Here is a 12,574-nt window from a genome sequence, read left to right on the forward strand (position 1 = left end):
ACACGCTTTGGGGCATTGATAGACAAATCAATGCTCCATAGCGTGTTTTTGTATAAAATGAGCAAAACGTGCATAATATTTCGTATATACGGATGTTTATTTATAAAAAACCATTGACTTGTATAAGTACTACACGTATAATCATCAGAAATAGTAGTTTTCTATTCGTATTATTATACATTTTTAAGGAGGGTTCGCATGAAAGTTTCGATAATCGGAGTGACTGGATATAGTGGAATAGAACTAGTTCGTCTTTTGTTGCAGCATCCTAAAGTAACAATTGTCTCTATTCATAGTCATTCTCAGAACGGTCAGCAAATAAATGACTATCTGCCACACCTAAAGCAATTATTAGACCTTCCTTTAGAACCGATCGATCCAGCAAATATTATGAAGCGAGCAGAACTGGTCTTTTTTGCCACTCCATCAGGTATTTCAAAGGAAATTGCAACCGCATTTGTTGATGCGGATTTCCCCGTGATTGATTTATCGGGTGATTTTCGCTTAAAAGGCGAAGGTCAATATGAGAAATGGTATAAAAATACAGGTGCTCCCGTTGATATTCTAAAGAATTCTCATTACGGATTAGCTGATTTTTATTCAAAACCGAGCTCTACTTTGATTGCAAATCCTGGTTGTTACGCTACTGGTGCCTTATTATCATTAGCACCGCTAGTAGAGCAAAAGATGATTGAAACAGACTCGATCATTGTTGATGCAAAGTCTGGACTGTCTGGAGCAGGAAAGAATCTATCTGAGTCTACACATTTCGTGAATGCCAATGAGAATATGACTTTGTATAAGATGAATAGTCATCAACATATACCAGAAATTATGCAGCAATTACAAAGGTGGGATGAGAACATTCCCGCCATCCAATTTTCGACCTCATTGATTCCTGTGACCCGAGGGATATTCATCACCAGTTATGCTAGAAGCAAGAAAAAGTTGACGCAAACGGAGTTATGGGAAAATTATCAAACTTTTTATCAAGATATGCCATTTATTCGTGTACAGAATAAAAATGTTTATCCTAATTTGCGTCAAGTTATCGGATCAAACTTCTGTGACATCGGCGTCGCCTACAACGAGGTGACCAGCATCATCACAGTAGTAACGGTATTAGACAATTTAGTAAAGGGAGCTGCTGGACAGGCGGTTCATAATTTGAATCATTTAGTAGGCTGGCCGGAAACAACCGGTTTGAACCTTGTACCTATTTATCCATAAAAAAAGTCGGAGTGTGAAGAGTATGCAAATCATTGATGGAACAATCGCCAGCCCGAAAGGATTTAAGGCAACTGGCTTACATGCAGGATTAAAAAAAGAAAAAAAAGATTTAGGTGTTATTTTCTCTGAAGTACCAGCTAACGCAGCGGCTGTTTATACCACCAATCAAGTAAAAGCTGCACCAATCTTTGTTACAAAAGAAGCAATGACGGATCAAAAGATTCAAGCAGTCGTTGTAAATTCGGGGATTGCTAATGCATGTACGGGAACACTCGGCTTAGAAAATGCGAAAGAAATGCAAGCTCTCACGGGTTTACATTTAGGTGTTTCGCAAGAAAATGTTGCTGTAGCTTCTACCGGGGTTATTGGTAAACAGCTGCCGATGGAAACGATTGAAGCTGGAATTCGTCAGATTGATTTGCAGAATCAAGCACCATATGCGTTTCATGAAGCCATTTTAACCACGGATACAGCAACTAAGGAAATCGTGGTAACTGATGAAATTAACGGTCAAACAGTAACGATGGCCGGAGTAGCAAAGGGATCAGGCATGATCCATCCGAATATGGCGACGATGCTAGCCTTCATTACAACGGACGCTCAAATTTCAGAAACTCTGCTACAGGAAATGTTAGCTGACAAAACAGAAACCACGTTTAATCAAATTACAGTAGACGGTGACACGTCTACCAATGACATGGTTCTTCTTTTAGCCAATGGGCTAGCAGAAAATCCGGTGATCGAAAAGAATACTGAAGCCTATAAAAAATTTCTTGAGATGTTCCAATTGGTCAGCGAAACATTAGCCAAGATGATTGCAAAAGATGGTGAGGGAGCGACCAAATTGATCGAAGTCCAAGTCGTTGGCGCGCTTAATGAAACAGAGGCACGACTAGTTGCAAAAAAAGTCGTCGGCTCAAGTTTAGTAAAGACCGCGATGTTCGGCGAAGATCCTAATTGGGGACGAATCATTTGCGCTGTAGGATATGCGGGGTCCCATACAGATCCAGAAAAAATCGATATGTGGATTGGAGATCAGCAATTATTGAAGCACAGTCAGCCTCAGGAATTTGATGAAATCACGATGAAACAAACACTTGAGAAAGAAAAAATATGTATCACTGTTGATTTGAATATCGGCGAACAAAGCGGAAAAGCTTGGGGATGCGATTTGACATATAAATATGTCGAAGTAAACGCATTGTATCACACGTAAGAAAAGCAAGACAAATGAAGGAGCGAAAAACTATGGGAAAAATCGTGGTTAAAATAGGCGGTGTTGCCAGTGATAATCTAACAAAAAATTTCTTCGAACAAATTGAAGCTTGGCAGTCTGAGGGACATGAGGTGATTATGGTTCATGGCGGTGGTTATTATATCACTGAAATGATGGACCGTTTGAATATTCCAGTCACAATCAAAGACGGTCTGCGTGTGACGACAGAGCAGGCGTTAAAGATTACTCAAATGGTGTTGATTGGACAGGTGCAGCCGACCATTACGACCTTATTTCAGCAACAAGGATTTGCGACAATTGGGCTTAACGCTTCCAGTGATAATATGATTCAAGGAACGTTTATTGATCAAGAGAAGTTAGGTTATGTTGGAAAGATTACAGAAGTGAATCCCACGGCCATCGAAAGTGTGCTGCATAAAAATTATATTCCCATCATTGCCCCGCTAGGAATGACTTCTTGTGGACAATGGCTAAATGTCAATGCGGATGATACTGCTTGTAAGATTGCTGAAGCAGTAGAAGCTGAAGCGTTGTATTTATTGACAGATGTTCCAGGAGTGAAACAGGAGGGAGAATGGCTTGAAAACATTTCTTGCTCCGAGGTCGAGCACCTAAAAAGCGAGAAAGTCATCACTGGAGGAATGATTCCTAAATTAGATAGTGCTATCTCAGCTTTAGAAAACGGTGTAGCGGAGGTTCATATCACCAACTGTATTGAAAAGGCAGGAACAATCATCACAAAGGAGGAGGTTTTTGCATGAGCCACTTATTTCCCAACTATGCCCGTGATGAGATTGACTTAGTCGACGGCTCTGGCAGTTATGTTTTCGATCAGAATGGCGAGAAATATTTAGACTTTATGAGCGGAATAGCTGTCAGTAATCTAGGGCATAAGAATCCTAAAGTGATGGCCGCCATTACTCAACAAGCAGAAAAAATATGGCACAGTTCAAACTTATATACCAGCAGCTTACAAGAAAAAGTGGCAGAAAAACTGACAATGGGCAAAGACTATCTCGCTTTTTTTTGCAATAGCGGAACTGAAGCAAACGAAGCGGCAATCAAATTAGCCAGAAAAGCCACAGGTCGTTCGAAAATCTTGAGCTTTGAGCAATCTTTTCATGGGCGCACATATGGCGCTTTGAGTGCTACCGGACAGCCGGCATTACAGGCGGGCTTTTTCCCTATCGTTGAGGGGTTTGAGTATCTTCCCTATAATCAGCTCGAACCGTTGAAGCAGCAACTAAATGAACAGGTTGCGGCGGTAATGCTAGAAGTGATTCAAGGCGAAGGCGGCATTATCCCTGCCGAAAAGGAATGGCTGCAAGCAGTAGCGCAATTGTGCAAGGAAAATGGCAGTCTATTGATTATTGATGAGATTCAAACCGGAATGGGGAGAACAGGAACCTTTTTCGCCTTTGAAGATTATCAAATCGAACCAGATATCATCACGATTGCGAAGGCGTTGGCTAATGGGATTCCCGTCGGTGCGATGCTTGGAAAAGCAACACTAGCTGACGCCTTTGGACCAGGAACACACGGAACGACCTTTGGCGGTAATAATCTGGCCATGAATGTTGCTGACTGCGTTGTGAGTGAGATTAATCAACCAGAATTTCTTGCTTCAGTAGCAGAAAAGGGTAGCTATCTAATGAGAGAACTTTCAAAGCTATTAGATACGTCAGAAAAAGTTCTAGATGTACGTGGAAAAGGCTTGATGGTTGGAATCGAGTTAGATTCACCAGAAACCTTGCAGCAAACAGTACAAGAATTAAAAAAGCAACACTTATTAGCAATCAAAGCAGGAAAAAATGTATTGCGGTTGTTACCGCCGCTAACTATCAGTCAACAAGAGCTGAAGGATGGTATCGAGATTATTCAGTCTGTACTAAATAAAAATAACGGATAGCACCAATTAATATCTACTGTTCACTCATTTTCGTTCATATAAAATCGTTGATAGCCATCAAATTAGAAAGAAAAGTCTTAGGAATTTTGTTATTCTTGAGGCTTTTTTGACTTTTAATGCTCAGTACATGGGAAGTCAATACATTTTTGAGGATTTTTTGTATTGCCCATATCCTTAATCTATCAACGATTCTAACGTAAAAATTACTATACTTAAATAATTATTAATTTTTAGGAATTAATTTTTTGAAGAAAAAGAGGTAAAGTAGCTTTGTAAATAACTACTCTGATTTTAAAAAGACTATTATCCAGCATTTAAGCTGTTTTATATAAATAAATTGATGGAAAGGAGGAACTCATGTGGAAAAAGTAAAATTATTAAGCTGCCATCAAGTCTACACATTAAAACGGAAAACCTTAGAAAAAAGAATCAAAACTTACTATTATCAAACCCGGGATGAGCAAGATACGATTCAATTTTTGATAGCGCTTCAAGTAAGAGATGAACTTGGAAAAGAGGATTTCCGTTTTGTATTAAGGGATCTTGTTAGAAAAATCTTTCTTGAGAGTAAACCGACACGTGCTCTGCGCAGCTACTATATTTTTTTCAAGGACTATTTTACATTAAAGGAGTGGCGCGTTCTTTCGATTCGACTCTTTCCAGTTAAAACATTTGTCAAAGAGAAGATCGAAAAATTGTATACGCGGTTTTTCAAAATGCCTTTGAAGGGATTAGTCGGTTCATGACAGTTTAAGTGATTCAAAAATACGTAAATGGAGGGAGGAATAGACATGCATAGATTAGCGGCTACATTTAAAAATAGCAACGGTAAGAATCATCGCTGGAGTTTAAAAAATCCAAATCTGGATAAATCACCAGAAGAAATCAAAAAGTCTTTAGAAAAATTGACCGTGCTAACGGTTTTTGATAAGGAAGATGCTGAACTGTTTGAAAATGTGGTCACTGCAAAATTTGTCGAAAAAATCGAAACGGTTATTTTTGATAAAACAACAGAAACACAGCAGGAGCCGATGGAAAGGACTGAAGAGCTCAATGCAGTTCCATCCCCGACGACACTTAACCTGCCAGAAGATTTAATCATTTCAGAGGAAACCATCGAATCCGGTCTTTTTATGCGTTCAATTGAAATGCCTCAGGGAATCGATCCTTTTAAGCTGGAGGAAGAGCAATTATTAGCCGTCATCTCTTCGGTTATTCCAGACGATGCTATTTTAAAGGATGCTGGAATTGATGATCAGACCAATCCTGCAAAAATTGTTTTGATTCTTCAATTGAAAGACGACATAGATGAAGCCGATCGAGTAAAACAACCACCAGACTAAATAATCTATAAATAAAGTGTTTACTCTGTCGAAGTGAACACTTGATAAAGAAAAAATAAATAAACGTTGAGTCCGTATAAAAGACGGGCTATTTGTCGTGTTTTCAAGTCTTGTCTAGTAAAGCTTTCTTTAATCATCAGAACGACCAGTACGCGTTTCATATTACCTCAGGCTTTTCATCCCGCTTTTTTTCACTTATACTGAAGCTATCGGATTTTTACTAGAGTTAAGAAAAGGTGTATTCTTTCAAAACAAGGAGAGACGGAATGGGAGAACGAGCAGATATTTTTTTAAGTGCATTTAATCGGATTGAGAAGGAATTGAAACGTCAGTTGGGGAATCCCGTTAACATGAGTTTCAGTGAAGCCGTGCGCCGTCTATCAAAACGCCATGATAATTTGATTGGAGACAGTGAAAATGATTTGCTCCAATTGGCACAGTTGAGAAATGCAATCGTCCATGATCAAGTCGCGGACGATTTTGTAATCGCGGAACCTAATGAGTGGGCGGTTGATCGGATTAAAAAAATTGAGGAGCAGCTACTAAGGCCAGAAAAAGTGCTGCCTCGCTTTGGTAAAAAGGTTACTGGCTTTGAACGTGATTTGCCATTAGTCGAACTGATGAAGATCATTACAGAGAAGCGGTTTTCTCAATTTCCCGTCTATGATTCAGGAAAATTCATGGGCTTGATCACTCTGCGTACCATCGGGTTCTATTTCGCTCAAGCAAGTTTGAATGGTTCTGTCAGTCTTAAGGGGTTAGTAGCCGAAGATTTATTGTTGGCAAACGGAAAACGGGCGAATTTTAAGTTTATTGCTGGAGATACAACGGTATCTGAAGCGGAGAAAATGTTTCAAACAGAAGCGGTTCTAGAAGCGCTTCTAATTACGAAAAACGGCAATTCAGATGGAAATCTGCTGGGGATTATCCGTCCAAGAGATATTTTTAGTCAAGAAGGGGAGCAATAGTTTTGTTAGGCATTTACTTACTTATTAGTGCGGGAATCGTCGCACTGGATCAATGGTTCAAATGGTGGATCGTCAACCAATACAATTTTGGCGATAGCCAAACCATTATTCCAAATATTTTATCACTGACGCACATTCGGAATACGGGTGGTGCCTTTAGCTTATTTGAAGGACAGCAAATCTTTTTTATCATCATTACTATAGTGGCAGTGGTTGCTGTTGTTTATTATTTAGTAAAGCATCTGCATGAGAGCAAGTGGTTGACTTTAGGCTTAAGTTTCTTTTTGGCCGGTGCCATTGGAAACTTCATTGATCGCTTTCGTTTGGGGTATGTCGTAGATATGTTTCGGTTAGATTTTATTAACTTTCCGATCTTTAATATCGCTGACATGGCTTTGGTAGCGGGAGTAATCATGATCTTTATTTATATTCTATTAGATGAGAGAGACAAGAAAAATGGATAATCAAATTGAAATAATCGTAAAAAATGAAACAGGTCGAATCGATAAGGTTTTAAATGACCGCTTAGCAGACTATTCTCGTTCACAGATTCAGCAATGGATCAAAGAGCAGCATGTTTCGATTGAGGGAAAAGTGATTAAGGCGAATTATAAGGTGAATGCCGGTGACAAGATCTTGATCGAGATTCCAGAACCGGAAGAACTGGATCTCGTGCCAGAAAATCTTGAGTTAGATATCGTTTATGAAGACGAGGATGTGGTCATCGTAAACAAGCCTCAAGGCATGGTGGTTCATCCGTCTGCTGGACATTCTCAAGGAACTTTGGTCAACGGCTTATTGTATCAAATCAAAAATCTGTCTACTATCAACGATGTGGTTCGACCAGGGATCGTGCACCGCATTGATAAGGACACTTCCGGATTGCTGATGGTGGCAAAAAATGATCAGGCCCACGAAGCGTTAGCGAAGCAGCTCAAGGATAAGTCCTCTTTGCGAAAATACGTGGCGCTAGTTCATGGTGAGATTCCTCATGAAAAAGGTCGAATTGAAGCACCGATTGGCCGCTCAAAGGTCAATCGGAAGATGCAGGCAGTGATCGAAGATGGAAAACCAGCGGTGACACATTTTGAAGTGTTGAAGCGTTTTGAGGGGTATACCTTGATCGAGCTGCAGCTTGAAACTGGGCGAACGCATCAAATCAGAGTACACATGCAATACATTGGTTATCCAGTAGCAGGTGATCCATTGTATGGACCAAAAAAAACATTAAAGGGAAACGGTCAGTTTCTTCATGCAAAATTACTAGGCTTTGAACATCCGACAACTGGTGAAATGATGGTCTTTGAAGCACCTTTGCCAGAGATCTTCAAAAAAACTTTGAAGCAGTTGAAAGAAAAAGATTGATTTCTTAATTAAGGAATAGTATAGTGTCTTTAGCAAGAAATAAATAACTTAATATTGATCCTTTAAGAGTAGTCCCGTGAGGCTAAGAAGGAAGTAGATAGTGGTTTGGACTAGGTGCGCCTAGGTGAACACTATCATTTTGACGAAGTCGATAACATTCCTCCTACCTAACTACGGGTAGGAGTTTTTTTATTGTAAAAATAGGATGTTAATTCACCTTTTACTTCTTCAAGAGGAACGCCAGTTTTTAGAAGCTGAGCTGATCCTCCGAGTAGACATTTTAGTTGAAGGGTATACGACATTCGAATTGAACTAGTTTTTCCTGAAAAATGATTTCATTTAAAACGAATAAGGAGGAGACAGGATGTATAAAAAAGAGGTAGTAGATGAGGTAACAATGAAACGAGCGTTAACTCGAATCACTTACGAAATCATCGAAAGAAATAAAGGGGTTCAGGATATTGTCTTGATCGGGATTAAAACACGCGGTATCTTCATCGCTCAACGAATCGCAGAACGCCTAAAACAATTAGAACACATCGAGGTACCGGTGGGAGAATTAGATATCACTTTGTATCGTGATGACGTGAAGGTATCAGAAGCGGAACCGGAGTTACATTCTTCAGACATTCCATTCTCGATCGAAGGAAAAGAAGTGATCTTAGTTGACGATGTATTGTTCACCGGCAGAACGATTCGTGCAGCGCTAGATGCTGTGATTGACTTAGGTCGTCCTAACCGCATCTCTTTAGCAGTCTTAGTAGACCGCGGGCATCGTGAACTACCGATCCGTGCAGACTACGTCGGGAAAAATATCCCGACGGCCTTAACAGAAGAAATCGTCGTTGAAATGGAAGAAAACGATGGACAAGATCGCATCTTGATTCAAAAAGAAGACGAAAAATAATGACTATTTAGACACTAGAAAGAGGAAGTTTCATGGCAGAGTTTCACAATGATGACGTTGTTTTAGATATTCACGACCGCCCAAGTGCAGGTCACTGGGTCGGGTTAAGTATTCAACATTTATTCACGATGTTCGGCGCAACGGTTCTAGTACCGATTCTAGTCGGTATTAATCCGAGTATCGCTTTAGTAAGTTCTGGTTTAGGAACCTTGGTATACCTGACTGTTACAAAGGGGAAAATACCCGCCTATCTAGGAAGCAGCTTCGCTTTTATCGCGGCGATGAAGCTATTGATGAAGAGCGATGGCTATCCAGCAGTTGCACAAGGCGCACTGACCTGCGGTTTGGTTTACTTAATTGTTTCCTTCATTATTCGAAAGATCGGCTCTGGCTGGTTGGATAAAATCTTACCGCCGATTGTCGTTGGACCAGTGGTTATGGTCATCGGGCTAGGTTTAGCCAGTAACGCGGCTCAAAATGCAATGTATAACAATGGTGAGTACAGCTTTAAATATGTAATGGTTGCTTTGATTACCTTGGCTTTAACGATATTCTTCAACATGTTCTTCACTGGTTTCTTAGGACTGATTCCTATCTTACTGGGGATCATCGGCGGCTATGTCACAGCCATGATATTCGGCATCATCGACTATCAACCTATCATTGATGCTAAATGGCTGGCGATGCCTGCTTTCAGCGTGCCATTTGTCAGCTACCAGCCAAAACTGTACGTTAACGCAATCACCACCATGGCGCCGATTGCTTTTGTAACGATGACAGAACACATTGGACACTTAATGGTATTGAATAAACTAACGAAACGAAACTTTTTCGAAGATCCCGGATTGGATCGGACATTAATGGGCGACGGCTTGGCTCAAATCGTTGCCGGCTTTGTGGGCGGACCACCTGTAACTAGTTACGGTGAAAATATCGGCGTACTTGCTATCACACGGGTTCACAGCGTGTTCGTTATCGGCGGCGCAGCGGTCTTCGCAGTCTTGCTAGGCTTTGTAGGTAAGCTAAGTGCGTTAATTCTAAGTATTCCTGGGCCAGTAATCTCTGGCATCAGCTTCATCTTGTTCGGCGTAATTGCTGCCAGTGGTCTAAAAATTCTAATCGAAAACAAAATCGATTTTGACCGCAAAAAGAATCTGTTGATTGCTTCAACCATTCTAGTTATCGGTATCGGCGGATTGGTTTTTGAAGCAGGAACGTTTACTTTATCAGCGATGGCCTTAGCGACTGTTTTAGGTATCATCCTGAATCTGATCTTGCCCGAGAAAGCACGTAGTGAAAAATAATAGGAATTGATTGACCCTCATGCATTGCACGGGAAATCAATGAGATACAACTAAAAAACAAGCGAACGTTTTGAATAGGAGGAAATTTCATGATCATCCAGTCTGAAGAAATTAGTCTGAAGCATTTATTGACAGTCGAAGCATTGACCGATCAAGAAGTGATGGGACTCATTCGAAGAGCGCAGCAATTCAAGCAAGGGGCGCGATGGACGCCGTACAAGGACCAATATTTTGTCTCTAATCTTTTCTTTGAAAACAGTACCCGGACCCATAAGAGCTTTGAAGTCGCTGAGAAAAAACTCGGACTAGATGTGATTGACTTTGACGCCAAAACTAGCTCGGTTCAAAAGGGTGAAACCTTGTACGACACTGTCTTGACGATGTCTGCTTTAGGGGTGGATGTGGCAGTCATCCGACATGGGGATGAAAACTACTATGATGAATTAATCCAAAGTAAAACGATCCAATGCTCGATTGTAAACGGTGGAGACGGCAGCGGACAGCATCCAACACAATGTCTGCTCGACCTAATGACAATTTATCAGGAGTTTGGACGTTTTGCCGGATTGAAGGTGGCGATCGCAGGAGATATCACGCACTCGCGAGTTGCTAAATCAAATATGCAAATGTTGAAGCGACTTGGCGCAGAAGTTTTCTTCTCTGGTCCGGAGGAGTGGTATGACGAAAGCTTCGACGTCTACGGCACTTATCGTCCATTGGATGAGCTTGTACCAGAAGTCGATGTCATGATGCTTTTGCGTGTACAGCACGAACGGCATGACGGTCAGGAAAGTTTCTCGAAAGAAGAGTATCACGAGAAGTACGGCTTGACGATCCAACGAGGCAAGCAGCTCAAGGAGAAAGCCATCATCATGCATCCCGCACCAGTGAATCGCGATGTGGAAATTGCAGATAGTTTAGTTGAAAGCTTACAGTCACGAATCGTACCACAAATGACCAATGGCGTATTTATTCGGATGGCAATTTTAGAAGCAGTACTAAGAGGAAAATCGTAAAGGGGCAGATAAAATGAAAACATTAATTAAAAATGGCAAGATCGTAACAAAAGACAATCAAACAATGGCCTGTGATCTTTGGCTGGAAGATGGGATTATCGCTGGAATCGGGAAAGATTTTTCGAACATCACGTTTGATCAAACATACGACGCAAACAATCAGTTGATTACACCAGGTTTAGTTGATGTTCATGTCCATTTAAGAGAACCCGGCTTTACTTATAAAGAAACAATCAAGGATGGTTCAAAAGCAGCGGCTCGCGGCGGCTATACTACCGTTTGCGCAATGCCTAACCTTAACCCAGTTCCTGATACAGTAGAAAAGTTTAACGATGTAAAAGCAATCATTGAAAAGGATGCTGTGGTAAAAGTTCACCAATACGCTCCGATTACAGAAGAGCTTCGCAGCGAGACCTTGACCGATCAAAAAGGTCTGAAAGCCGCAGGGGCCTTCGCCTTTACCAATGACGGAGTGGGTGTACAGACAGCAGGAACCATGTATCTAGCAATGAAGGAAGCAGCAGAAAACAATATGGCATTGGTTGCCCACACAGAAGATGAATCCTTATTATTCGGTGGGGTAATGCACAAAGGAGAAGTCAGTGAGAAGCTGGATCTACCTGGTATTTTAAGTGCAACAGAGTCCTCACAAATCGCAAGAGATTTGATCCTAGCGGAAGAAACAGGCGTTCATTATCACGTGTGTCACGTATCTACGAAAGAAAGTGTTCGTGTGATCCGAGATGCAAAAAAAGCTGGCGTTCACGTGACCGCTGAAGTATCTCCACATCATTTGATCTTAGTCGATGAAAATATCCCTGAGGATCACGGGTATTGGAAGATGAATCCGCCACTGCGGGGAGTTGAAGACCGTGAAGCTTTGATTGAAGGACTGCTTGATGGAACCATTGATTGCATCGCCACGGATCATGCCCCACACGGCTTTGAAGAAAAGAACCAAAGCTTTTTGAAATCGCCATTCGGGATCGTCGGCAGTGAGACAGCTTTCCAATTGATTTACACTCACTTTGTTGAAACAGGACGCTTTACATTAGAACAAGTGATTGATTGGATGGCAGTTAAACCTGCAGAAATCTTCGGATTAGCTGTTGGCACCTTAAATATCGGTCAGCCAGCGGATATCGCGGTATTTGATCTAAATCATGAAGAAAAAATTGATGATAAAAAATTTGCATCACTAGGAGTGAATACACCTTTCACTGGCTGGTCAGTCAAGGGTGCGACACTGATGACCTTCGTGGATGGTCAGTTGGTATACAACAAGGAGGACTAAA

General features: G+C 41.1%; 13 protein-coding genes. All 13 read left to right on the forward strand.

Annotated features, from left to right (window positions below; translation table 11 throughout):
- Window positions 1-198 precede the first annotated feature (198 nt).
- Window positions 199-1,230, forward strand: a complete 1,032-nt coding sequence (gene argC, locus IGI50_RS07895) for an N-acetyl-gamma-glutamyl-phosphate reductase (RefSeq protein ID WP_438776657.1) — start codon at window positions 199-201, stop codon at window positions 1,228-1,230.
- Window positions 1,231-1,252: 22 nt separating this feature from the next.
- Window positions 1,253-2,446, forward strand: a complete 1,194-nt coding sequence (argJ, locus tag IGI50_RS07900) for a bifunctional glutamate N-acetyltransferase/amino-acid acetyltransferase ArgJ (RefSeq protein WP_438776658.1) — start codon at window positions 1,253-1,255, stop codon at window positions 2,444-2,446.
- Window positions 2,447-2,478: 32 nt separating this feature from the next.
- Window positions 2,479-3,228 (forward strand): acetylglutamate kinase, encoded by a 750-nt coding sequence (argB, locus tag IGI50_RS07905; protein ID WP_218255475.1) that lies wholly within the window; start codon window positions 2,479-2,481, stop codon window positions 3,226-3,228.
- Window positions 3,225-4,376, forward strand: a complete 1,152-nt coding sequence (locus IGI50_RS07910) for an acetylornithine transaminase (protein WP_218255477.1) — start codon at window positions 3,225-3,227, stop codon at window positions 4,374-4,376. The genes argB and IGI50_RS07910 overlap by 4 nt, the downstream gene beginning before the upstream one ends.
- Before the next feature lie 359 nt (window positions 4,377-4,735).
- The gene (locus IGI50_RS07915; protein WP_218255478.1) at window positions 4,736-5,122 is read left to right on the forward strand and encodes a hypothetical protein; all 387 of its coding nucleotides are present in this window, start codon (window positions 4,736-4,738) and stop codon (window positions 5,120-5,122) included.
- Window positions 5,123-5,167: 45 nt separating this feature from the next.
- Window positions 5,168-5,719, forward strand: coding sequence for a DUF2922 domain-containing protein (locus tag IGI50_RS07920; RefSeq protein WP_218255480.1), 552 nt, complete (start codon window positions 5,168-5,170; stop codon window positions 5,717-5,719).
- Window positions 5,720-5,985: 266 nt separating this feature from the next.
- Window positions 5,986-6,687, forward strand: a complete 702-nt coding sequence (locus IGI50_RS07925) for a CBS domain-containing protein (protein WP_010744823.1) — start codon at window positions 5,986-5,988, stop codon at window positions 6,685-6,687.
- A gap of 2 nt (window positions 6,688-6,689) precedes the next feature.
- Window positions 6,690-7,151: a signal peptidase II gene (gene lspA, locus IGI50_RS07930; RefSeq protein ID WP_218255482.1), complete on the forward strand. Its 462-nt coding sequence runs from the start codon at window positions 6,690-6,692 to the stop codon at window positions 7,149-7,151.
- Window positions 7,144-8,052, forward strand: coding sequence for an RluA family pseudouridine synthase (locus IGI50_RS07935; RefSeq protein WP_311854846.1), 909 nt, complete (start codon window positions 7,144-7,146; stop codon window positions 8,050-8,052). The genes lspA and IGI50_RS07935 overlap by 8 nt, the downstream gene beginning before the upstream one ends.
- Window positions 8,053-8,416: 364 nt before the next feature.
- On the forward strand, window positions 8,417-8,959 hold the full coding sequence (gene pyrR, locus IGI50_RS07940) for a bifunctional pyr operon transcriptional regulator/uracil phosphoribosyltransferase PyrR (RefSeq protein WP_010744826.1): 543 nt from the start codon (window positions 8,417-8,419) through the stop codon (window positions 8,957-8,959).
- A gap of 32 nt (window positions 8,960-8,991) precedes the next feature.
- Window positions 8,992-10,263 (forward strand): solute carrier family 23 protein, encoded by a 1,272-nt coding sequence (locus IGI50_RS07945; protein WP_218255486.1) that lies wholly within the window; start codon window positions 8,992-8,994, stop codon window positions 10,261-10,263.
- A gap of 89 nt (window positions 10,264-10,352) precedes the next feature.
- Window positions 10,353-11,279 (forward strand): aspartate carbamoyltransferase catalytic subunit, encoded by a 927-nt coding sequence (locus IGI50_RS07950; protein ID WP_218255488.1) that lies wholly within the window; start codon window positions 10,353-10,355, stop codon window positions 11,277-11,279.
- A gap of 13 nt (window positions 11,280-11,292) precedes the next feature.
- Window positions 11,293-12,573, forward strand: a complete 1,281-nt coding sequence (locus IGI50_RS07955) for a dihydroorotase (RefSeq protein ID WP_438776659.1) — start codon at window positions 11,293-11,295, stop codon at window positions 12,571-12,573.
- Window position 12,574 lies beyond the last annotated feature (1 nt).

Origin of the sequence: Enterococcus sp. DIV0170, assembly GCF_051710765.1 — a bacterium.
GTDB lineage: Bacteria > Bacillota > Bacilli > Lactobacillales > Enterococcaceae > Enterococcus_A > Enterococcus_A raffinosus.